The organism is Agromyces sp. NPDC055520, assembly GCF_053619715.1.
In genome coordinates this window covers 1-23,010 of the sequence record NZ_JBSHJY010000048.1, presented here as the reverse complement: position 1 = coordinate 23,010, position 23,010 = coordinate 1, and the positions used below count along the sequence as shown (strand labels likewise).

Sequence of the window (23,010 nt, the reverse complement as noted above, 5' to 3'; positions counted from 1 at the left end):
CAGCCCTCGGCGACCGGGAGCGCGCGGGGGCCGGGGCCGCCGCACCCTGACCGCGCTCGCCTTCCTGGCCCCGGCGCTCGTGCTGCTCGGGGCGCTCGTGGCCTACCCGGTGATCTACTCCGTGTGGCGATCGCTGTACGACGCCGCCGGCACCGACTTCCTCGGCCTCGGCAACTACCTGACGATGTTCACGGATCCGGCGACCTTCATCGCGATCCGCAACAACGTGATCTGGGTCGCCGTCGTCCCCGTGACCGTGACGATCCTCGGGCTGATCTTCGCGGTGCTGATGGATCGCATCAAGTGGGGCATCGCGTTCAAGCTGATCGTCTTCATGCCGATGGCGATCTCGATGGTCGCCGCGGGCGTCATCTTCCGAACCACCTTCCAAGAGAACCCCGACCTCGGCGTCGTCAACGCGGTGCTGGTCGGGATCCACGACACCTTCTCCGGCGACTCCGAGTACCCGAACGCGCGGCCGCGCGAAGACACCGGACTCACGGCGGACGCAGGGGCGGTGCTCGCCGCCGATGCGGTGCAGGCCGGCTCGTTGCAGGACTTCCCGCTCATCGGCATCAAGCCCGACAACGTGCCCGCGAACGCGGAGCAGGCGGTGGCCGCCCCAGACCCCGCCGACGATGCGATCGGCGGCACCGTGTGGCTCGACTTCATTCGGGGCGGCGGCGGCACGCCCGGCCAGATCGACCAAGACAAACCGGGCCTGCCCGGCGTCGAGGTGCAGGTGCTCGACTCCGGGGGTGAGGTCGTCGGCACCGCGTACACCGCCGACGACGGCACCTACCTCGTCTCCGGGCTCGGCTCGGGCGACTACAGCGTGAAGCTGCCGGCGAGCAATTTCAGCTCCGCCTACGCGGGGGTGTCCTGGCTCGGCCCGACACTCGTGACCCTCGTGGTGATCCTCAGCTACATCTGGATCTGGGCGGGGTTCGCGATGGTCATGATCGCCTCGGGGCTCTCGGCCATGGACCGGTCGCTGCAGGAGGCCGCCCGCATGGACGGAGCCAACGAGTGGCAGGTGTTCCGCCGTATCACGGCGCCACTGCTCTCACCGGTGCTGGTCGTCGTGTTCATCACCCTGATCGTGAACGTGTTGAAGATCTTCGACCTCGTCTACGTCATACCGCCTCCGTCATCTCTGCCCGACGCCACCGTCATCGCGGTGCAGATGTGGACGGTCTCGTTCGGCGGCGGAAACGACCAGGGTCTGGGGTCGGCGCTGGCCGTACTGCTGCTCATCCTCGTGCTGCCGTTCATGATCATCAACGTGCGCCGATTCCGATCGGAGCGTGAGCGATGACCGCCATCCAGGATCCGGCCGACACCGACCTGACCAAGAGTGCGACGACGGCCGCCAAGCTCTCGATCGTGAAGCCCAAGCGCACGGTCGCTGGCAGGATCCTCGACTTCCTGGGCCGCGGCGTCGTCAACGTCGTGCTCATCATCGTCGCCGTGTTCTGGCTCGTGCCCACTATCGGACTCTTCATCGCCTCGCTGCGCGACAGCACCGACAACAGCCAGTCGGGCTGGTGGACGGTGTTCACCGTGCCCGGCCAGATCACGTTCGAGAACTACGCGAACCTGCTCGGCAACTCGCAGTTCATGGGCTCGTTCCTGAACACCATCGCCATCACGGTGCCCGCCACGCTGCTCGTCATCGTGATCGGCGCGCTCGCCGGCTACGCGTTCGCGTGGATCGACTTCCCCGGGCGCGACTGGTTGCTGGTGGCCGTGATCGTGCTGCTCGCCGTGCCGGTGCAGGTCGCGCTCATCCCGATCGCCAAGCTGTTCGGCAGCATCGGCCTGTTCGGCAGCATCGCCGGCGTGGTGATCTTCCACGCCTCGTTCGGCTTGCCGTTCGCGATCTTCCTGCTGCGCAACTTCTTCATCCAGGTGCCCGGCGAGCTCATGGAGGCAGCGCGGCTCGACGGCGCCAGCGAGTGGCGCATCTTCTCGCGCATCATCCTCCCGCTCGGCATGCCGGCGATCGCCTCGCTCGCGATCTTCCAGTTCCTGTGGGTGTGGAACGACCTCTTGGTCGCCCTGATCTTCACGAATGCGTCGTCGCAACCGGTGACGGTCGCCATCCAGAGCCAGTTGCGGCAGTTCGGCGCGAACATCGACGTGCTCTCGTCGGGTGCGTTCCTGTCGATGGTCATTCCGCTCATCGTGTTCTTCGCCTTCCAGCGGTACTTCGTCACGGCCCTGCTGGCCGGGTCGCAGCGATAGGGGCCACCTCCGCGACCTAGGCTTGACCGCATGAGCATGCACGGGGGAGCACCTCGAGGTGGCGGCGGAGGTCGCGGTGCGACGGGAACCGCCGGCGGAGGCGGCGCCGGTTCCCGCCGCGTGTTCGGCGGCGACGCCGAAGCTCAGCGAGCCGCGAACGCCGAGGCGCCGAAGATCCCGAACCTGCTCGGCCGCATCGCCGAACTCTTCGCGCCCCACAAGGCCGCTCTCGTCACCACGGTCGTACTCGTGCTCATCGGCGCGGCGCTCGCGATCATCCCGCCGCTGCTGACCCAACGAGCGTTCGACGACGGTCTCTTCCCGGTCGACGAGAGCGGGGCGGCATCCGCCCCCGACCTGCCGGTGCTCATGTGGATCGTGGCCGCGATGATCGCCGTGTTCGTGGTCTCGGCCCTGCTCGGGGTCTGGCAGACGTGGCTGACCGCGACGATCGGCAACAACGTCATGGGCGCGCTGCGCGTGCGGCTCTTCACGCACCTGCAGGCCATGGAGCTGAGCTTCTTCACGCGCACGAAGACGGGTGTCATCCAGTCACGCCTGCAGAACGACGTCGGCGGCGTCGCGGGCGTGCTGACGAACACCGTGTCGAGCGTGCTCGGCAACACCGTCACGGTGATCTCGGCGTTCATCGCGATGCTCATCCTCAACTGGCAGCTCACGATCATCGCCCTCGTGCTCATGCCGTTCATGGTCATCGCGCAGCGCCGGGTCGGCCAGGTTCGGGCGCGCATCGCGGGCAAGACGCAGGAGTCGCTCTCGGAGATGACGGCGATCACGCAAGAGACGCTGAGCGTTTCGGGAATCCTGCTGTCGAAGAGCTTCACCCGGCAGAAGAGCGAGATCGAGCGCTACGCCGACGAGAACCGCAACCAGATCCAGCTGCAGGTCAAGCAGCAGATGACGGGCCAGTGGTTCTTCGCGATGGTCAACATCTTCATGTCGTCGATTCCCGCGATCGTCTACCTGGTCGCCGGGTGGCTCATCGCGGGCGGCACAGCGGATGTCACGGCGGGCACGATCGTCGCATTCACCACCGTGCAGGCGCGCCTGCTGTTCCCCCTCATGGGGCTCATGCGCGTCGCCCTCGACCTGCAGACGTCGAGTGCCCTGTTCGCGCGGATCTTCGAGTACCTCGACCTGAAGCCCGCGATCGTCGACCGGCCCGACGCGCGCCCGGTGCCGTCGACGGGTGCAGGGCTTGCGGGCGAACTCGGCCGCGTCGAGTTCGATGAGGTGTCGTTCCGGTATCCCGATGCCGACGACGAGTCGCGCCCCACGCTCGACGCCGTGAGCTTCACGATCGAGCCCGGCCAGTTCGCCGCGTTCGTCGGGCCTTCGGGCGCCGGCAAGACGACGGTCTCCTACCTCGTGCCGCGCCTCTACGAGGCCACCGGCGGCGTCGTGCGATTCGCGGGTGTCGACGTGCGCGACCTCGACCAGGAGTCGCTCATGTCGCACATCGGTATCGTGAGCCAGGAGACGTACCTCTTCCACGCCACCATCGGCGAGAACCTGCGGTATGCGCGGCCCGACGCGAGCGACGCCGAGCTCGAGGCGGCGGCGCGCGCGGCGAACATCCACGAGACGATCGCCTCGTTCCCCGACGGCTACGACACCGTCGTCGGCGAGCGCGGCTATCGGCTCTCGGGAGGCGAGAAGCAGCGCATCGCGATCGCGCGGGTGCTGCTGAAAGACCCCGCCGTGCTCGTGCTCGACGAGGCGACGAGCGCGCTCGACACCATTTCAGAGCGTGTCGTGCAAGAGGCGCTCGACGACGCCGCGCGCGGCCGCACGACGATCGCGATCGCCCACCGGCTCTCGACCGTGGTCGCGGCCGACGTCATCTTCGTCGTCGTGGCGGGCCGCATCGTCGAGCAGGGCACGCACGCCGAACTCGTCGGCGCCGAGGGCGTGTACGCGTCGCTGTACCGCCAGCAGGAGGAACGGCCGGTGCTCGAGGCCTGAGCCGCCCGCGCCGATCGTCTCCTGCTCGGACCGGAACGTTCGACAATTCCGCACGATACCGATCGGAAGTCCCCACGCTTCATTCGACCCGAGCGTCGCAATTGCCGCCTAGTCTGGGCGCAGACAGCGCACTCCGGATGAACTGAGAGCGAAGACAAGTCCGACTGGGGCGGCATGACGGTCGACGTCACGCGAAGGCGTGCGCAGGCGTTTCTCCGCGCTCAGTGAGGCGCGTTCGTTGAGCACCACCGAACTACGACGAGGCGCCGCTCTGGTGCTCTCGGCGAACCGCACACCGCTTCCGCGGGTGCCCGAGAGCGTCGGCGCGCCGACGCGCGAAAGACAAGGTGATGACCCCGTGAAACGGAGAACCGGCATCCTCGCGATCGTGGGATTGGCGGTCGGCTTGATCGCCGGACCCATCGTCCCCGCGGTCGCCGACGAATCGACGCCGCTGCCGACGCCCAACGTCTATCCCGTGCAGGTGACCGGCCCGACGACCGAGCGGCTCAACTTGATCGTGCTCGGCGACGGCTACCAAGCCGACCAGCAGAGCATCTTCCGGGAGGACCTCGACCGCAACCTCGCCGTGCTCTGGGCCACGGAGCCGTTCCGAACGTATCGCGACTACATCAACGTCTACGCCGTCGAGCTCGCCTCGATCGACTACGGCGTTCGGTGCGACCCCGACGGGCGCGTGCGCTCCGACGACGGCACCGTACGGGACGCGGGCGAGCGTGAGGGCCCGATCGACCAGAAGAACACCGCCCTGCGCATGATCTACCAGAACGGCTGTGCCGACCCGCTCTCGCGCGGCGTCGTCTACGGCGGTGCTCCCGTGAACTGTCAGGATGCCGCGGGCTACAACCCCGGCGTGGACCCCTGTGAGACGGGCAACCAGGCCCGCAACCGCATCCTCGACACGTACGTCGCGCCGGTGCTCGGCATCCCGCGTACTTCGCAGAACATCCAGACGCTCGCGATCTTCAACAGCTTCACGTACGGCGGCATCGGCGGCTCGCAGGCCACGACATCGGGCGGTTCGCCGCAGGGACCGCTCATCTCGATGCACGAGCTCGGCCACTCTCTCGGCACGCTCCTCGACGAGTACCCGTACTCGTCGCGCGACGTCGTGCGCAACTGCTACGCCGGCAACGAGCCCAGCAGCTTCCACCACACGATCTACACCGACGAGGCGCAGATGATCGCCGACCGGTTCAAGTGGTGGCGGTGGATCGGCGAGGAGAGCCTCTCCGGCGGCACGATCGGCCTGCACGAGGGCGGCGGCTTGTACCCGTGCGGTCAGCGCCGGCCGAGCGAGCATTCGATGATGCGCATGATCGGCTTCGAGTTCGACCAGATCGGGCTCGAGCACATGGTCGCCCGTGTGACGGGCATGCGCAACTCCGGCCAGATGAGCGTGCAGAACTCCGCCCTCGGCACCGTGCCGAACGACGGCGTGCTGTGGGTCGAGAGCGGCCACCCGCGCTACCACCAGATGCAGATCACCTGGCGCCTCGGTGGGCCCGAGGGCGAGGTCATCCAGCAAGGACCGAGCAGCGACCTCGACCTCGAGCCGCTCGGACTGCCCGAGGGCACGGTCGTCTGGGCCGAGGTGCGCGACCCCGTCGGCCCCGACGGCATCGACTGGGTGCGCAACCCGTCGACGGGCAACTCGGCAACGGACTCGGGCTACAACGGCTCGCGGTTCGTGCAGACGCGCCAATGGACGCTCGGCGCCGACTCCGCTGCACCCACCCCTGCGGTCGCGCAGATCACGCAGGCGACCCAGACCACCCAGCCGATCGCGGGCGACGAGGTCGTGTACGTGGAGACGAACCACCCGAGCGACCGGATGCTCGACGTCGCATGGGAGCTCGACGGAGCAGCGCTCGACCACGAAGGCCGCACGCTCGACCTCGGCGAGCTCGGCCTGACGGCCGGTACGCACGAGCTCACGGCGACCGTGAGCGACCCCGCCGACCCGTCGGTCGCCGACGAGATCGAATGGGTGGTCGACAATGCCCTGCCGACCGCGCCGCGCACGCTGAGCGAGCCGCTCGCGGCGTCCTTGGTCGATGGGCACCCCATCTACTTCGACGGATGGGACATGAAGCTCGACCCGCAGGACGACCAGACCGGTTATCCCGAGGAGCGGTATGTCGTCGGCCAGCTGCGGCTCGACAACGACGGCTGGTTCAATTACTTCGGATTCCCGGAGAAGCCGATGCCGGAGTCGCCATTCGAGTTCCGCAGCTCGGGCACGGTCGCGAAGGCGCTCGTCTACGGCAACCTCGGCACGGGCGGCCTCTCGAGGGCGGCATTCGAATTGAACCTGCCCGACGAGCACCCCGCGGGCGGCTTCATCCCCGGCTTCGGCACGCATGTCGTCGAGCACCGCGCGATCGACCCCGCCGGCAACATCGGCGAGGCCGAGAGTTACACGGCAACCGCGCTTCCGGGCGCACAGCTCGAGTGCACCGAGACGCTCACCGGCAAGCTCAACAAGCTCACGGTGTCGAGCGGGGTCACCTGCATCGAGGACGCTTCAGTGAACGGCGGCGTCACAGTGACGGCCGGGGCGTCGCTGCTCGTCACGGACAGCTCGATCAACGGCGGCCTCTCGGCCGTCGGCGCCAAGGCCATCCAGCTGGTGGGTGTCACCCTCAACGGTTCGGGGAGGATTGCGAACACCACGGATGACCTGACGGTCGTCGGCTCGCGGTTCAGCGGTGCGGTTTCGATCACCGGCACGACGCAGGCGACGGCGAGCGAGCGCTTCTCGCGGCTGGCGGGCGCGTACGGTCCGGTGTTCGCGGGCAACCTCGTCGACGGCAAGCTCGATTGCTCGGGTAACAGCGCACCGCTCGCCGACTTCGGTGCAGGCAACTCCGTGAACGGCGCGAAGACGGGCGACTGCTCGGCGCTGTAGCGGCTGAAGGACGCGGGGCGGCGGGGCGTTGCCCGCCGCCCCGTTCCCGTGCGTCCGGGCCGACGTGATCTTCGTCGACGTGCGAGTCGCATCCGCGACATCCGTCACCGCCTCACAAAGATGTAGGAAGTACCAGGCCGGCCGCGGCCGGTCGTGCGCCCCACAACGGCGGGTCGCGTGGGTGTTCCTGCACTTCCGTCGGGAGCGCCGGTCGGCCTTGCGGGCGACCCGGCCCGACCGCGGGCGTCTGACGTGTCGGCTCGTCAGCTGCGTGCCGCGAGCATGTCCTCCATCAGGTCGATCTCGGAGGTCTGGCTGTCGACGATCGACTGCGCGAGCGCGACGACGACCTGGTTCGTCGAGCGTGCGAGCACTGCGTCGGCCATCTCGACCGCGCCCTGGTGGTGGGCGATCATGAGTTCGAGGAAGCGACGCTCGGCCGCGACACCGGTCAAGCCCCGCAACTCTTCCACCTGAGCCGGTGTTGCGAGTCCCGGCATCGGGGCGCCGGGCGCATGAGCGCCGGAGTCGTCGGTGGCATGGCCGCCGTGACCGGCTGCGCCGTCGATCGCGGGGCGGGTCATCCAGGTCATCGACGGCTCGGAGCCGGCCTGCGAGAGGCCCCACTCGGCGAGCCAGCCGTACATCTGGCCGGCCTGCTGCGCCTGCGTCGTCGCGATGTCGTAGCCGAGCAGTCGCACCTCGGGGTCGTCGGTGGCGTCGCGCACGATCATCGCGAGCTCGACGCCCTGCAGGTGGTGCACCTGCATGTCGCGGGCGAACCCGGCTTCGGCGCTCGTCGTCGTGGGCGTCGGCTCGGCGAGCGTCGAGAGGCGCCCGACCGAGAACGCGACGGCGGCGACGACGACGAGGGCGACGGATGCCGCGGCGATGACGACGGCCCGGCCGCCCCGGCCGCCCCGGCGTCGCGCGGGTGCGGGTGCGGGCGAGTCGGGGGCGTCGTCGGCGTCGTCGGCGACCCCCGTCACGACACCTTGCCCGGGGCGTCGAACGCGCCGGTGCACAGCGCGCCGGGCTCGGGCACGTTCTGGCTCTGCCAGTACTCCTCGAAGAAGGCCGGGATGCGCTCGTCGTCGGCGCTGTCGAGGGCGAGCTGCGAGTTCCAGCCGCTCAGCACGATCGGGGAGGGCAGGCCCTCGAAGGGCGAGAGCACGACGTAGGTCGACGGCAGGTGCGACTTCAGCGTCTCGAGTTCGGCCGCGGGCAGCTCGGGGTCGTACGTGACCCAGATCGCGCCGTGCTCGAGCGAGTGCACCGCGTTCTCACTCGGCACCGGCTGCTCGTAGACGCCGCAGTTCAGCCACGCCTGGTTGTGCTCGCCGCCGGCCGGCGGGGTCTGCGGGTAGTCGACGATGCCCTCGACGTGACCCGCACCGTTGTCGAAGGTCTCGACGCCCTCGATCTTCGTGCCGTCGCCGCCGGCGCCGTACGAGACGGGCTGCGGGGTCAGCACGATGGCCACGACGATGACGCCGACCACCGCGACACCGCCCACGATCGCCGACCAGATGCCGATGCGGCGATTGCGTCTGGCCTTGGCCTCGCGCTTCTTGAACTCGGCGAGCTTGCGTTCGCGTTCGGCGGCGCGCTGCTGCTTGACGGACAGCTCCTTCTGCTGCTGCTTCACCTTGGGGGGAACGGGCGGGGTCGCGCTCACACGGGGGCCTCTCTCGAAAGGTTGTCGCTGCAATCATATTCACGAAGCGACCGTGCCGGCTGAGAGAACGCCGGGTCGTGGCATCCGCTCCGCCCTCTTCGCCGCGGTCCCTCGAGCGGATAGAGTGGCCTCGTGATCCTCTCGCTGTGCTGTCGCTGTCGCTGACGCCGACCGACCCCACGCACGCACTCCGTTCGCCCGCCGTTCGCCGACCGGGCCGAACGAGCCGACAGCAAGGACCTCACCATGAAGTACGCAGACACCATCGTCGACCTCGTCGGCGACACCCCGCTCGTGAAGCTGCACCACGTCACCGACGGCGTGACGCAGGCGACGGTGCTCGTGAAGCTCGAGTACCTGAACCCCGGCGGCTCGTCGAAAGACCGCATCGCGGGCCGCATCATCGATGCCGCCGAACGCGAGGGCAAGCTGAAGCCGGGCGGCACGATCGTGGAGCCGACGAGCGGCAACACGGGCGTCGGCCTCGCGCTCGTCGCCCAGCAGCGCGGCTACAGGTGCATCTTCGTCTGCCCCGACAAGGTCGGCGAAGACAAGCGCAACGTGCTCACCGCCTACGGTGCCGAGGTCGTCGTGACGCCGACCGCGGTCGCCCCCGACAGCCCCGAGTCGTACTACGGCGTCTCCGACCGGCTCGCCCGCGAGATCCCCGGCGCGTTCAAGCCCGACCAGTACTCGAACCCCAACGGGCCGCGCTCGCACTACGAGACGACCGGACCCGAGATCTGGCGCGACACCGAGGGCAAGGTCACGCACTTCGTCGCGGGCGTCGGCACGGGCGGCACGATCACCGGCACCGGCCGGTATCTGCGCGAGGTGTCCGAAGATCGCGTGCGCATCATCGGCGCCGACCCAGAGGGTTCGGTCTACTCGGGCGGCACCGGCCGGCCGTATCTCGTCGAGGGCGTCGGCGAAGACTTCTGGCCGACGGCGTACGACCCCGCGGTGCCGCATGAGATCATCGCCGTCAGCGACGCCGAGTCGTTCGACATGACCCGGCGCCTCGCCCGCGAAGAGGGCATCCTCGTCGGCGGTTCGAGCGGCATGGCCGTGGTCGCGGCGCTGAAGGCCGCGGCTGCGCCCGGCGTCACCGCCGACGACGTCTTCGTGGTGCTGCTGCCCGACGGCGGCCGCGGCTACCTCGGCAAGATCTTCAACGACAAGTGGATGCGCGCCTACGGGTTCTCGAACGCCCCCTCCGGCCACACGGTCGCCGAACTGCTCGCCGCGAAGGCCGACCGCACGGCGCCGATCGTCTACGTGCACCCGAACGACACGGTGCGCGAGGCCATCGACCGCATGACCGAGACCGGCGTCTCGCAGCTGCTCGTGCTGACGGCCGAGCCGCCCGTCGTGCTCGGCGAGGTGCTCGGAGCGCTGAATGAAGAGACGCTGCTCGATCTGGTCTTCTCAGGGCAGGCGAAGCTCACCGACAAGGTCTCGAGCGTCATCGGCGAGCCGCTGCCGCTCATCGGGGTCAACGAGCCCGTGGCATCCGCTCGCTCGGCATTCGGCGCGACGCCCGCGATGCTCGTGACCGACGGCGGCAAGGCGCTCGGCGTGATCACCCGCACCGACCTGCTCGCCTACCTCTCCGCCTGACCGGCCATCGCACCCACCCACCACGCACCTCAGGAGTTCCGACATGCACGACGACGCACGCTTCGACACCCTCGCGATCCACGCGGGGCAGGAGTTCGACCCGACGACCGGCGCCGTCATCCCGCCGATCTACCAGACCTCGACCTACGTGCAAGACGGCATCGGGGGCCTCCGCGGCGGCTACGAGTACTCGCGCGGCGGCAACCCCACCCGCACGGCGCTCGAGATGCAGCTCGCCGCACTCGAGGGCGGCGAGCTCGGTCTGTCGTTCGCCTCGGGCCTCGCCGCCGAAGACGCCCTGCTGCGCACCGTGCTCGCGCCCGGCGACCACGTCGTCATCGGCAACGACGTCTACGGCGGCACGCACCGGCTGATCCGCCGCGTCCACGGCGCCTGGGGCGTACGGCACACGACCGTCGACACGAGCGACCTCGACGCCGTGCGCGCCGCGATCGAGCCGTCGACGAAGGTGCTCTGGATCGAGACGCCGTCGAATCCCCTGATGAAGATTTCGGATGTCGCGGCGCTCGCCGAACTCGGTCGCACCGCGGGCGTGCTCGTGGTCGTCGACAACACCTTCGCCTCGCCCGCGCTGCAGCAACCGCTCGCGCTCGGCGCCGATGTCGTCGTGCACTCGACGACGAAGTACCTCGGCGGCCACTCCGACGTCGTCGGCGGCGCGCTCGTGTTCGCCGGCGGACTCGGCGACGTCGCCCGTCCCGAGCTCGCCGACCTCGCCGAGCGCGTGACGTTCACGCAGTTCGCGGCGGGCGCGGTCTCGGGGCCGTTCGACGCGTTCCTCACCTCGCGCGGCATCAAGACGCTCGGCGTTCGCATGGAGCGCCACAGCAGCAACGCGATGGCGATCGCCCGGCGCCTGGGCGAACACGCCGGCATCGAGCGCGTGTACTACCCGGGGCTCGAGTCGCACCCGGGTCACGAGCTCGCCGCCCGGCAGATGTCGGGCTTCGGCGGCATGCTCTCGATCTCGCTCGCGGGCGGCGGCGCGGCCGCGCGCCGGTTCGCCGAGTCGACCGAGCTGTTCCAGCTCGCCGAGTCGCTCGGCGGCGTGGAGTCGCTCGTCAACTACCCGTCGGAGATGACGCATGCCTCGGTGAAGGGCACCGACGCCGAGGTGCCCGAGTCGATCGTGCGCCTGTCGGTCGGCATCGAGGACGTCGCCGACCTGCTCGCCGACATCGACGGGGCGCTCGCCCGCCTGTAGCGATCTCGGTGGTCGAGTAGCGACGAAGGAGCGTATCGAGACCGGGTCACCGGGTCTCGATACGGCGCTGGCGCGCCTACTCGACCGGCGTCAGCGGTGGGAGAATGGGAGCAGGCGCACAGCACAAACCGGCGCCTCGGGAGATGAGCTCTCATGGTCTGGTTCTGGATCACTCTGGTCGTCGTCGCGATCCTCGCGATCGTGCTCTTCTTCATGGCGGTGAAGATCGTGAAGCAGTACGAGCGCGGTGTGGTGCTGCGCTTCGGTCGATTGCACAGCGTGCGCGAACCGGGCATCCGGTTCATCATCCCGATCGTCGACGTGATGACGAAGGTGTCGCTGCGCATCGTGACGCTGCCGATCCAGTCGCAGGGCATCATCACGAAAGACAACGTGACGGTCGGCGTCTCGGCCGTCGCGTACTACCGGGTGGCCGATGCGGTGAAGTCGGTGATCGCGATCGAGAACGTGAAGGCCGCGATCGAGCAGATCGCGCAGACCACCCTGCGACGGGTCGTCGGTCAGCATCACCTCGACGAGACGCTCGCCGACACGGCCGCGCTGAACGCCAACATCCGCGAGATCCTGGATGTCACGACACTCGACTGGGGCGTCGAGGTCACGCTCGTCGAGCTGAAAGACATTCTGCTGCCCGACTCAATGAAGCGGGCCATGGCGAAGCAGGCCGAGGCCGAGCGCGAGAAGCGGGCGAAGATCATCGCCGCCGAGGGCGAGTCGCTCGCCGCCGTGCAGCTCGGCGTCGCGAGCGACACGATGATGTCGCATCCGCTCGCCCTGCAGCTGCGCACCCTGCAGACGCTCGTCGAGGTCGGGGTCGACAAGAACACGCTCGTTCTCTTCCCGGCGCCGCTCATGGCCTCGATCGGCGAACTCACGAACTTCATCGATCGGGAGGCGGCGGTCGCGCAGGTTCGTCGCGGATGAACCCACTGGCAGCATTTCGATGAAGTGTGTCATTCCTGCCAGCGGCGTGCGTCGGTGGCATGCTCCAGAATGAGCTGGTGACTTCGAACCAGACCGCTGCGGCCCCGGTCGCACCCGCGGTGAACGCCGCGGCCCAGCCGCACCACGGCAGTCTCGGCCTCGTGCAGGGCACGGCCCTCTACATCGCGAGCGTGCTCGGCACCGGCATCCTCGTGCTGCCCGGCCTCGCCGCCTCGGCCGCGGGCCCGGCCTCGATCGTCGCGGTCGCCGTGGTGCTCGTGCTCTCCATCCCGCTCGCGGGCACCTTCGCCGCGCTCGCCTCGCGCTACCCCGACGCGGGCGGCGTCGCGAGCTACGCGCGGCGTGCGCTCGGCGACACCGCGGCGCGCATGGCCGGGTACTGGTTCTACTTCGGCGTCTGCATCGGCGCCCCGGTGCTCGCCGTGCTCGGCGGCGAGTACGTCGTCGCAGTGCTCGGCATCGATCGCTCGGCCGTGCCGATCATCGGCTTCGCGGTCTTCGTGCCCCCGTTCGTCGTCAACTGGTTCGGCGTGCGCGTCGCCGGGTGGGTGCAGTTCGTGCTCACGGGCCTGCTCATCTCGGTGGTCGTCGGCGTGGTCGCGGTCACCTTCCCGGCCGCCGAGGCCTCGAACTTCACGCCGTTCCTGCCGAACGGCTGGGGCGGGGTGGGCGTCGCGATCAGCCTCTTCGTCTGGGCATTCGCCGGCTGGGAGGTCGGCACCCACATCGCGGGCGAGTTCAAGAACCCGCGCAAGACCATCCCGCTCGCGACCGGCATCGCCGTCGTCGTGGTCGGCGCGGGCTACCTCGCCCTGCAGTTCGTCACCGTCGCGGTGCTCGGCGACCGCGCGGGCGAGGGGCAGGTGCCGCTGCTCGACCTCGTCGAGACGACTGCCCCCGGCATCGGCCCCGTACTCGTCGCGATCGTCGCGGCGATCGTCACACTCGGCGTGATGAACGCCTACCTGCCGGCGTTCGGCAAGCTCGGTGCCGCGCTCGGCCGCGACGGCGACCTGCCGAGGTTCTTCGCCAAGGGCGCCGCCGACGGCGAGGTGCCCCGCCGGGCGCTCGCGCTCACCGGCGTGATCATCATCGTCTACTTCGGCCTGATGCTGCTGAACGATCTCGACCTCACGGGGTTCATCCTCATCCACACGAGCAACATGGTCGCGATCTACGCGGTGGGCATGCTCGCCGCGACGCTGCTGCTCAGGCGCTGGTCGTTCGGCTGGTGGCTCGCCGTCGTCGCGACGGTCATGACCGTCGGGCTCCTCGTGCTCGCCTGGGCGAACCTGCTCGTGCCGCTCGTGCTCGCCGCCGCCGCGGTGCTCGTGACGGTCGTGCGCCGGGTGCGCGCCCGTCGACGCGGCGAACCGATCGCCGTGCAGCCCATGCACCCGGCCCCGCCCGTCGCCGAGGAGACCGCGTGACCGAGCACCGTGCCCATTTCGACGCCGACATCGCCTTCGTCAACGGGGGAGGCCTGCAGGCGCAGGGGTTCCGCCTCGACCTGCCGTCGCCGCAGCTCACCGTGGCCGAGATCGGCGAGCTGCTCGTGCGCCATCTCGGGCTCGCGCTCGTCGGCAGCGTCGAACTGTCGAACCTCGAGATCGTCGAAGAGGCGCACCGGGGTTCGCGGGGCGTGTCTCCCGATCAGGGGATTCTGGACGACACGCCGTCGGAGGGGCCGGCCGGCGCCGCGCGCCGTCCAAATCCCCTGATCGGGCACCACCGACCGGCGCAGCGAGGCCGCCTCGTCGACCTCAGCCACACGATCAGCGAGGGGCTCGTGACGTATCCGGGCATTCCCGAGCCGGTGATCACGCCGCACCTCACGCGCGAAGCGTCGCGCGAGCACTACGCGCCGGGCACCGAGTTCGAGATCGACGTCATCACGATGGCGGGCAACACGGGCACCTACCTCGACAGCCCGTACCACCGCTACGCCGACGGCGGCGACCTCGCGAGCCTGCCGCTCGACTCGCTCGTCGGCATCCCCGCCGAGGTCTTCAGGTTGACGGATGCCGCGAGCCGCGGCATCCCCGCAGAGGTCTTCTTCGATCGTGACCTGACGGCAACGGCGGTGCTGCTGCACACGGGTTGGAGCCGGCACTTCGGGCGGCCCGAGTACGTGCACGGCGCGCCGTTCCTCACCGAGGCGGGTGCGCAGCACCTCGCCGATGCCGGCGTCGTGCTCGTCGGCATCGACTCGCTCAACATCGACGACACCGAGTCGGGCGGCACCCGGCCGGCGCACTCGATCCTGCTCGCGGCGGGCATCCACGTCGTCGAGCACCTGACCGCGCTCGCCGAGGTGCCCGTGCACGGCGCCCGCTTCACGGCGGTGCCGCCGCGGGTCGCGGGCTTCGGCACGTTCCCGGTGCGCGCGTTCGCCGAGCTGCCCGCGGGCTGAGCCGCGACGCCGGCGAAGACCGCGACACGGCGAGACCCGCGACACCCACGGGCGCGGCGAGTGTGGCATCCGGCGCCCGCGTGCGTGAGGATGTACAGATGATCGCACCCGCCTATTCCCTCCGCGACGGCAACACGATTCCGGCGATCGGGCTCGGCACGTACGGACTCGACGACCAGGCGGGCATCGACGCGATCACGGCCGGCATCGCCGAGGGGTACCGCCTCATCGACACCGCGTTCAACTACGGCAACGAAGAGGCCGTGGGCGAGGCGATCCGCCGCACCGACGTCGACCGCAGCGACCTCGTGATCACGACGAAGCTGCCGGGCAAGCACCACGGCTTCGACGAGACGATCGCGAGCTTCGAGCAGTCGCGCATGCGCCTCGATCTCGACTGGGTCGACCTGTACCTCATCCACTGGCCGCTGCCGCGCCTCGGCAAGTACCTCGACAGTTGGCGCGCGATGATCTCGCTGCGCGAGAAGGGCCTCGTGCGGGCGATCGGCGTCTCGAACTTCACGGCCGAGATGCTCACCCGCCTCATCGACAGCACGGGCATCGTGCCGGTCGTGAACCAGGTCGAACTGCACCCCTACTTTCCGCAGGCCGAGCTGCGCGCCTTCCACGACGAGCACGACATCCGCACGATGAGCTGGAGTCCGCTCGCCAAGCGCACCGAGCTGCTGCAGGAGCCCGTCATCGCCGAGATCGCCGCCGCCCACGGCGTCACTCCCGCACAGGCGGTGCTGCGTTGGCACGTCGAGCTCGAGGCAGTGCCGATTCCGAAGTCGTCGGATGCCGCGCGCCGACGTGAGAACCTCGACGTCTTCGGTTTCGCGCTCACGACCGAAGAGGTCGATGCGATCTCGGCGTTGTCGCGAGGCCGCATCTGGGGCGGCGATCCCGACACGCACGAGGAGTACTGAGCGGCATCCGCGTGACGCCGCGGCATCCGCTTGAGTTCAAGCCGACTTGAAGTCGTAGGCTCGACAGGGTGACCGATCCCACCGCTCCGACGCCCGCGCCGCCCTCGACCGACCACGATGACGTCGTCGCCGCGAACCCGGCGGGCGCCGAGGCATCCGCTGCACCGGTCTCGGCAGCGCATGAACCGGTGCCGGCCGCCGGGCCGCTCTCGAAGCCCTACCGGTGGCTCTCGATCGGCATGTTCTCGCTCATCTTCCTCGCCGCATTCGAGGCGATGGCGGTCACGACGATCATGCCGCTCGTGGCCGAGCAGCTCGACGGGGTCTCGCTCTTCGCGCTCGCGTTCGCCGTGCCGCTCGCCGCGGGCATCATCGGCATGGTCATCGCGGGCAACTGGACCGACCGCTCGGGGCCGCTGCCGTCGCTGCTCGTCGCCGCCGGGCTCTTCGTCGTCGGTCTCGTGATCGCGGGCACCGCGGTGAACATGGAGGTGTTCATCGTCGGCCGATTCGTGCACGGGCTCTCGGGTGCCGCGGTCATCGTGCCGCTCTACGTCATCGTCGGCCGGGTCTACCCCGAGCGGCTGCGGGCTCGGGTGTTCGCCGGCTTCGCGGCGGCCTGGGTGATCCCCTCGATCATCGGTCCGGCGCTCGCGGGCGTCGTCGCCGAGACCCTCAGCTGGCACTGGGTGTTCCTCGGGGTCATCGTGCTCGTCGTGCCGGCCGCGGCGATGATGCTGCCGCCCGTGCTGCGCGTGCGCGACCAGGTGCAGGGCGACCCGTCGGTGCAGTGGAGCATCAGCCGCGTGGGCTGGTCGGTGCTCGTCGCCGCGGCGGCGCTCGGGGTGTCGCTCTCGAAGGAGCTCGGCGACCCGTGGCGCTGGATCGTCGCGGTCGCGGCGATCGTGCTCGCGGCGTGGGCGGCGCGGCCGCTGCTGCCACCGGGCACCCTGCGCGCCGCGCGCGGCATGCCGGCGACGGTGATGCTGAAGCTCATCGTGGCGGGTGCGTTCTTCGGCAGCGAGATCTACCTGCCGTACCTCTTCATCGAGCGCTACGAGTTCTCGCCGAGCCTCGCCGGTGCGGTGCTGACCGGGGCCGGGGTCTCGTGGGCGGTCGCGTCGTGGCTGCAGGGCCGGCTGACCGAGCAGGTGTCGAACACGCAGGCGGTGGTGTTCGGCTCGATCCTGCTCGCGATCGGGCTCGCGATCGTGTTCGTCGTTGCGCTGTTCACGCTGCCGCCCGCCATCGCCTTCACGGCGTGGACGCTCGCGGGCGGTGCCATGGGCTTCATGTACCCGCGATTCTCGGTAGCGGTGCTCGCCCTCTCGCCCGTCTCGGCGCAGGGCTTCAACAGCGCGGCACTGACGATCGCCGAATCGCTCGGTGCGGCCATCGCGCTGGCCGTCACGGCGCTCGTCTCGAGCGCGATCGGTTCGGGCATGTTCGCCGCGGACTTCGCCGTGACGCTCGCGATCGCGCTCATCGCGGTGCTGCTCGCGAGCCGGGTGCGGCCCGTCGGTGGGGCGACCGGCGCGAGGTGACCGCCGAGCGGTGCGCGCCTGACGCGGTGCCGCCCATCATGTGACTGTCACACGTGCCGGTGGCGCGGGATGCGGCGTCCACGTGCATAATGGAAGCGCCGCCGATGTGAACGTGCACATCGGGGTGAACGGGCTGGCAGTGAATCCTGAGACTCCCAAAGGGCGGGCGCCCAGCATCCGCGATGTCGCGCGCCTCGCCGAAGTGTCGCACCAGACCGTCTCCCGGGTGCTGAACGACCACCCGAGCATCAGGCCCGAGACGAAGGAGCGCGTGCTCCTCGCGATGGAGACGCTGCAGTACCGGCCGAACCGCGCGGCGCGGGCCCTCGTCACGAGCCGCTCGCACACGATCGGCGTGCTGGCGGCGAGGAGCAGCGAGTACGGGCCGGCGACGAGCATCGCCGCGATCGAAGACGCGGCCCGCGAGCACGGGTACTACGTCAACACGGCCAACCTCGCCGAGGTCACGCCAGAGGGCATCACCGACGCGCTCGAGCACCTCAGGCTGCAGGCGATCGAGGGGCTCGTCGTCATCGCCCCGCAGGTGCGGGTGTTCGACGTGCTCGCCACGGCCCAGATCGGCGTGCCGTTCGTGAGTCTGCAGTCGACCGGGCGCAGCGACCACCTGGCGCTCTCGGTCGACCAGGTCACCGGTGCACGCCGCGCCACGCAGCACCTCGTGAGCCTCGGGCACCGCGAGATCGTGCACCTCGCCGGCCCGCAGGACTGGATCGAGGCCGAGGCGCGCATGCGCGGATTCCTCGACGCGATCGATGACGCCGACCTCTCGCTGCACCCGCCGATCCTCGGCGACTGGAGCGCCGACTTCGGCTACTTCGCGGGTCGTGAGCTCAGTCGGGCCCTCGACTTCACCGCGGTGTTCGCGGCCAACGACCAGATGGCGATCGGCCTCATGCACGCCTTCCGCGACGCGGGGCTCGACGTTCCCGGCGACGTCAGCGTCGTCGGATTCGACGACATCCCCGTGGCCCAGCACGTGTGGCCGCCGCTCACGACGGTGCACCAGGACTTCCGCGAGGTGGGGCGCCGCGCGGTGGCCCTGCTCCTGAACCAGGTGCAGGGGCGTGAGGTGCTCGAGGTCGAGGAGATCGTGCCGCGACTCGTCGTGCGCGGCTCGTCGGCCGCGGCATCCGATCGTCGTCCTCGTTATGCAAGCGTGACAGGCTCCGCTTGACAGCGCCGCGTCTCGCATGCAGCATTGTCTCGATGTGAACGGTCACACGAGACCGTCACACGACTACCGCCCCGAACGAATGACACCGAGGTCGCACGTGAACCAGTCGAAGACGACACCCCGAGGGGGCCGCCGATGAGTGCTCAGCCCCTGCTCGAGATGCGCTCGATCACCAAGGAGTTCCCGGGCGTCAAAGCGCTGTCGGATGTCTCGCTCACGGTGATGCCCGCCGAGATCCACGCGATCTGCGGCGAGAACGGCGCCGGCAAGTCGACCCTCATGAAGGTGCTCTCGGGGGTCTACCCGCACGGCACCTACACCGGGCAGATCATCTTCCGCGGCGAAGAGGTGCAGTTCAAAGACATCCGCCAGAGCGAGAACGCCGGCATCGCGATCATCCATCAAGAGCTCGCGCTGATTCCCGAGCTGTCGATCACCGAGAACATCTTCCTCGGCAACGAGATCAACCACGGCGGCCGCATCGACTGGGCGGCCGCGAAGGTGCGGGCTATCGACCTGCTCGCCCGCGTCGGACTCGAGGAGGACCCCGACACCCAGATCAAGCACCTCGGCGTCGGCAAGCAGCAGCTCGTCGAGATCGCCAAGGCGCTCGTGAAAGAGGTCAAGCTCCTCATCCTCGACGAGCCGACGGCCGCCCTCAACGAAGACGACTCGCAGCACCTGCTCGACCTGATCCGCGGCCTCAAGGGCAAGGGCATCGCATCGATCATGATCTCGCACAAGCTCAACGAGATCGAGGCGATCGCCGACGAGATCACGATCATCCGCGACGGCCACACGATCGAGACCCTCGACGTGCACGCCGGCGGGGTCGATGAGGACCGCATCATCCGGGGCATGGTCGGCCGCTCGCTCGAGAGCCGCTTCCCCGACCGCACGCCGCGCATCGGCGACGTCTTCTTCGAGGTGCGCGACTGGACGGTGCAGCACCCGCAGATGCCCGAGCGCCTCGTGGTCAAGGGCTCGAGCCTCAACGTGCGGCGCGGCGAGATCGTCGGCCTCGCGGGCCTCATGGGCGCCGGCCGCACCGAGCTCGCGATGAGCATCTTCGGCCGTTCCTACGGCAACTTCATCTCGGGCACGATCGTCAAAGACGGCGAGGAGATCGTGCTGAAAGACGTCGAGTCGGCGATCGAGCACGGCCTCGCCTACGTCAGCGAAGACCGCAAGCAGCTGGGGCTCAACCTGCTCGACACCATCAAGCGGTCGATCGTCTCGGCGAAGCTGTCGAAGATCGCGAGGCGCGGCGTCGTCGACGACTCGCAGGAGTTCGGCATCGCCGAGGACTACCGCAAGCAGTTGCGCATCAAGACGCCGAGCGTCGACGCCGGCGTCTCCAAGCTCTCGGGCGGCAACCAGCAGAAGGTCGTGCTGGCGAAGTGGATGTTCACCGACCCCGACCTGCTCATCCTCGACGAACCCACTCGCGGCATCGACGTCGGCGCCAAGTACGAGATCTACACGATCATCCAGTCGCTCGCGGCGCAGGGCAAGGGCGTCATCCTCATCTCGAGCGAGCTGCCCGAACTGCTCGGCATCGCCGACCGCATCTACACGGTCTTCGAGGGCCAGATCACCGACAACATCCCCGCATCCGAGGCGAATCCCGAGGCGCTCATGCGCAGCATGACCTCGGCCAAGAAGAAGGCGAACGCATGAGCACGACGGCGAACGACCCGGCCGCCCAGAAGAAGAAGGGCGGGCTCTCCGACATCCGCAAGATCTTCGGAGGCGGCCAGTCCAGCCTCCGCCAGTTCGGCATCCTCGGCAGCCTCATCGTCATCATCGTGATCTTCCAGATCTGGACGAACGGGCTGACGCTCTCGCCGACGAACCTGATCAACGTCGTCAACCAGTACTCCTACATCCTGATCCTCGCGATCGGCATGGTGATGGTCATCATCATGGGCCACATCGACCTTTCGGTCGGCTCGGTCGCGGCGTTCACGGGCATCATCGTGGCGAAGTCGATGGAGGAGTGGAACTTCCCGTGGCCGCTCGCGATCCTGCTCGGCATCGCCGTGGGTGTCGCGATCGGCGCCTGGCAGGGCTTCTGGGTCGCGTTCGTCGGGGTGCCGGCGTTCATCGTGACCCTGGCCGGCATGCTGCTCTTCCGCGGCGGCAACCAGTTCATCGGCCAGTCGACGACGACTCCGGTTCCGCACGAGTTCGGCATGATCGGCGCCGGCTACCTGCCCGAACTCGCCCTGCCGTTCAACTTCAATGTGCTGACGATGCTGCTCGGCGTCCTCGGCGCCGGGTGGATCGTCTGGAACGAGTTCCACCTGCGACGCGTGCAGAAGAAGATGGGCTCCGAGGCCGCGCCCGTCTGGGTGAGCGTCGTCAAGGTCGTCGTGCTCGCCGGAGTCATCCTCTGGGCGGCGTGGCTCTTCGCCACCGGCCGCCCCGGCACGAGCTTCCCGATCTCGGGCATCATCCTCGTGGTGCTCGTCATCCTCTACTCGTTCATCACGCGCAACACGATCTTCGGCCGCCACATCTACGCGGTCGGCGGCAACCGCCTCGCCGCCACGCTCTCGGGCGTGAAAGACCGCAGGGTCGACTTCTTCGTGATGATGAACATGGCGGTGCTCGCCTCCGTCGCCGGCATGATCTACGTCGCCCGCGCGACGGCCTCGGGCCCGCAAGACGGCAACGGCTGGGAGCTCGACGCCATCGCGGCCGTCTTCATCGGCGGCGCGGCGGTCTCGGGCGGCATCGGCACGGTCATCGGCTCGATCGTCGGTGGCCTCGTGATGGCCTTCCTCAACAACGGCCTGCAGCTCATCGGCGCCGGCGCCGACGTGGTGCAGATCATCAAGGGCCTCGTGCTGCTGCTCGCCGTCGGCGTCGACGTCTGGTCGAAGCGTCAGGGCCGCCCGTCGATCCTCGGACTCTGGTCGGGTCGCCGCAAGGCGCGCCTCGAGACGCAGGCGCCCGACGAGGCGCCCACGGTCGCCCCCACGAGCCAGTCGAACCTCTCGTCGCGGCCCGAAGACCTCAGCCGGCGCTGAATCCTGCGCCGCGACATCCGCTCGCTCTTCACCACCGAGTACTCCTGAAATCCCAATCAAGAAAGTGACTGATCAATGAAGAAAATCACTCTGGCGGCCACCGCGGTCGCGGCGGTCGCAGCGCTCGCGCTGGCCGGCTGCTCCTCCGACCGAGGCGGCGACACGAGCAGCAGCGAGTCCGCAGCGGCCGGCTTCGCCGCCGACTCGACGATCGGCATCGCCCTGCCCGACAAGACGTCGGAGAACTGGGTGCTGGCCGGCGGTCTCTTCGAAGACGGCCTCAAGGACGCCGGGTTCAAGGGCGACGTGCAGTACGCGCCCGCCTCGAACACCGTCGCCGAGCAGCAGAACCAGATCTCGGCCATGGTCACCAACGGCGCCAAGGTCATCGTCATCGGCGCGAAGGACGGCAAGCAGCTCGGCACGCAGCTGCAGCAGGCCGCCGACGCCGGCGTCACGATCATCGCCTACGACCGTCTGATCGAGAACACGCCGAACGTCGACTACTACGTCGCGTTCGACAACTTCAAGGTCGGCGAGCTGCAGGGCCAGGCTCTGCTCGACGGCCTCGCCGCGCGCTCGGGCCACGAGGCTCCGTGGAACGTCGAGCTCTTCTCGGGCTCGCCCGACGACGCCAACTCGGCCGTGTTCTTCGACGGCGCCATGAAGGTGCTGCAGCCGAAGATCGACGACGGCACGCTCGTCGTCGCCTCGGGCCAGACCGACATCGCCCAGACGGCGACCCAGGGCTGGGAGGCCGAGAACGCCCAGAGCCGCATGGACTCGCTGCTCGCTGCGAACTACGCCGACAAGAACATCGACGGCGTGCTCTCGCCGAACGACAACCTCGCTCGTGCGATCATCACCTCGACCAAGCAGGCCGGCAAGGACATCACCAAGGTGACCGTCACCGGTCAGGACTCCGAGGTCGAGTCGGTCAAGTCGATCATGGCGGGCGAGCAGTACTCGACCATCAACAAGGACACCAACCTCCTCGTGGAGCAGACGATCAAGATGATCCAGCAGCTCCAGAAGGGTGAGACGGTCGACGTCAACGACACCGAGCAGTACGACAACGGCGTGAAGGTCGTTCCCGCGTACCTGCTCGCGCCGGTCATCGTGACGAAGGAGAACGCGGCTGAGGCGTACGCCAACAACCCGAACCTCCTCGACATCGTGAACTCGGCGGGCTGATCGGGTTCGACACCCCACAGCGCGGCGGCCCTCGCTCCTTCGGGAG

17 protein-coding genes are annotated in these 23,010 nt (G+C 68.9%); 15 read left to right on the top strand and 2 right to left on the bottom strand.

Translation table 11 applies throughout. The annotated features are described in order from the left end of the window. The 4 genes from ACWGST_RS14825 to ACWGST_RS14810 all read left to right on the top strand — a co-directional run. Positions 1-1,318 (top strand): ABC transporter permease subunit (locus ACWGST_RS14825; RefSeq protein WP_452047432.1); only part of this gene is annotated, 1,318 nt, incomplete at its 5' end. Then, complete coding sequence (locus tag ACWGST_RS14820) at positions 1,315-2,247, top strand: carbohydrate ABC transporter permease (protein ID WP_452047431.1); 933 nt, start codon at positions 1,315-1,317, stop codon at positions 2,245-2,247. The genes ACWGST_RS14825 and ACWGST_RS14820, both read left to right, overlap by 4 nt. A 36-nt stretch (positions 2,248-2,283) precedes the next feature. Then, complete coding sequence (locus ACWGST_RS14815) at positions 2,284-4,233, top strand: ABC transporter ATP-binding protein (protein ID WP_452047433.1); 1,950 nt, start codon at positions 2,284-2,286, stop codon at positions 4,231-4,233. 358 nt (positions 4,234-4,591) lie between these two features. Next, positions 4,592-7,165: a M64 family metallopeptidase gene (locus ACWGST_RS14810; RefSeq protein WP_452047430.1), complete on the top strand. Its 2,574-nt coding sequence runs from the start codon at positions 4,592-4,594 to the stop codon at positions 7,163-7,165. A 263-nt stretch (positions 7,166-7,428) separates the two neighbouring features. On the opposite strand, the gene ACWGST_RS14805 is transcribed toward ACWGST_RS14810, so the two are convergent. Both ACWGST_RS14805 and ACWGST_RS14800 read right to left on the bottom strand, forming a co-directional pair. Beyond that, entirely contained in the window at positions 7,429-8,154 is a 726-nt protein-coding gene (locus tag ACWGST_RS14805; RefSeq protein ID WP_452047429.1) for a DUF305 domain-containing protein, read from the bottom strand. Continuing rightward, positions 8,151-8,843, bottom strand: coding sequence for a DUF3105 domain-containing protein (locus ACWGST_RS14800; protein WP_452047428.1), 693 nt, complete (start codon positions 8,841-8,843; stop codon positions 8,151-8,153). The genes ACWGST_RS14805 and ACWGST_RS14800 overlap by 4 nt, the downstream gene beginning before the upstream one ends. A gap of 246 nt (positions 8,844-9,089) precedes the next feature. Here ACWGST_RS14800 and ACWGST_RS14795 point away from each other — a divergent pair, with 246 nt between their 5' ends. The 11 genes from ACWGST_RS14795 (at position 9,090) to ACWGST_RS14745 (ending at position 22,964) form a co-directional block, all read left to right on the top strand. Then, complete coding sequence (locus tag ACWGST_RS14795; RefSeq protein WP_452047427.1) at positions 9,090-10,463, top strand: cystathionine beta-synthase; 1,374 nt, start codon at positions 9,090-9,092, stop codon at positions 10,461-10,463. 43 nt (positions 10,464-10,506) lie between these two features. After that, positions 10,507-11,688, top strand: coding sequence for a cystathionine gamma-synthase (locus ACWGST_RS14790; RefSeq protein WP_452047426.1), 1,182 nt, complete (start codon positions 10,507-10,509; stop codon positions 11,686-11,688). A gap of 153 nt (positions 11,689-11,841) precedes the next feature. After that, positions 11,842-12,633 (top strand): slipin family protein, encoded by a 792-nt coding sequence (locus ACWGST_RS14785; RefSeq protein WP_452047425.1) that lies wholly within the window; start codon positions 11,842-11,844, stop codon positions 12,631-12,633. 77 nt (positions 12,634-12,710) lie between these two features. After that, positions 12,711-14,084 carry an APC family permease gene (locus ACWGST_RS14780; protein ID WP_452047424.1) on the top strand — a complete coding sequence of 458 codons (1,374 nt, stop codon included), beginning with the start codon at positions 12,711-12,713 and terminating at the stop codon, positions 14,082-14,084. Further along, positions 14,081-15,067, top strand: a complete 987-nt coding sequence (locus ACWGST_RS14775) for a cyclase family protein (RefSeq protein ID WP_452047423.1) — start codon at positions 14,081-14,083, stop codon at positions 15,065-15,067. The genes ACWGST_RS14780 and ACWGST_RS14775 overlap by 4 nt, the downstream gene beginning before the upstream one ends. A 98-nt stretch (positions 15,068-15,165) precedes the next feature. Beyond that, on the top strand, positions 15,166-15,996 hold the full coding sequence (locus tag ACWGST_RS14770) for an aldo/keto reductase (protein WP_452047422.1): 831 nt from the start codon (positions 15,166-15,168) through the stop codon (positions 15,994-15,996). 68 nt (positions 15,997-16,064) lie between these two features. Continuing rightward, positions 16,065-17,540: an MFS transporter gene (locus ACWGST_RS14765; RefSeq protein WP_452047421.1), complete on the top strand. Its 1,476-nt coding sequence runs from the start codon at positions 16,065-16,067 to the stop codon at positions 17,538-17,540. 139 nt (positions 17,541-17,679) lie between these two features. Beyond that, complete coding sequence (locus ACWGST_RS14760; RefSeq protein ID WP_452047420.1) at positions 17,680-18,735, top strand: LacI family DNA-binding transcriptional regulator; 1,056 nt, start codon at positions 17,680-17,682, stop codon at positions 18,733-18,735. A gap of 135 nt (positions 18,736-18,870) precedes the next feature. Continuing rightward, entirely contained in the window at positions 18,871-20,415 is a 1,545-nt protein-coding gene (mmsA, locus tag ACWGST_RS14755; protein ID WP_452047419.1) for a multiple monosaccharide ABC transporter ATP-binding protein, read from the top strand. Continuing rightward, positions 20,412-21,770 (top strand): multiple monosaccharide ABC transporter permease, encoded by a 1,359-nt coding sequence (gene mmsB, locus ACWGST_RS14750; protein WP_452047418.1) that lies wholly within the window; start codon positions 20,412-20,414, stop codon positions 21,768-21,770. Before mmsA ends, mmsB begins: the two co-directional genes overlap by 4 nt. A gap of 75 nt (positions 21,771-21,845) precedes the next feature. Next, positions 21,846-22,964, top strand: a complete 1,119-nt coding sequence (locus ACWGST_RS14745) for a substrate-binding domain-containing protein (RefSeq protein WP_452047417.1) — start codon at positions 21,846-21,848, stop codon at positions 22,962-22,964. Positions 22,965-23,010 lie beyond the last annotated feature (46 nt).

Coding starts and splice junctions, on each gene's coding strand:
- mmsA (WP_452047419.1), top strand. CDS start 18,871: ATGAGTGCTCAGCCCCTGCTCGAGATGCGCTCGATCACCAAGGAGTTC.
- ACWGST_RS14745 (WP_452047417.1), top strand. CDS start 21,846: ATGAAGAAAATCACTCTGGCGGCCACCGCGGTCGCGGCGGTCGCAGCG.
- ACWGST_RS14770 (WP_452047422.1), top strand. CDS start 15,166: ATGATCGCACCCGCCTATTCCCTCCGCGACGGCAACACGATTCCGGCG.
- ACWGST_RS14820 (WP_452047431.1), top strand. CDS start 1,315: ATGACCGCCATCCAGGATCCGGCCGACACCGACCTGACCAAGAGTGCG.
- ACWGST_RS14790 (WP_452047426.1), top strand. CDS start 10,507: ATGCACGACGACGCACGCTTCGACACCCTCGCGATCCACGCGGGGCAG.
- ACWGST_RS14815 (WP_452047433.1), top strand. CDS start 2,284: ATGCACGGGGGAGCACCTCGAGGTGGCGGCGGAGGTCGCGGTGCGACG.
- mmsB (WP_452047418.1), top strand. CDS start 20,412: ATGAGCACGACGGCGAACGACCCGGCCGCCCAGAAGAAGAAGGGCGGG.
- ACWGST_RS14795 (WP_452047427.1), top strand. CDS start 9,090: ATGAAGTACGCAGACACCATCGTCGACCTCGTCGGCGACACCCCGCTC.
- ACWGST_RS14785 (WP_452047425.1), top strand. CDS start 11,842: ATGGTCTGGTTCTGGATCACTCTGGTCGTCGTCGCGATCCTCGCGATC.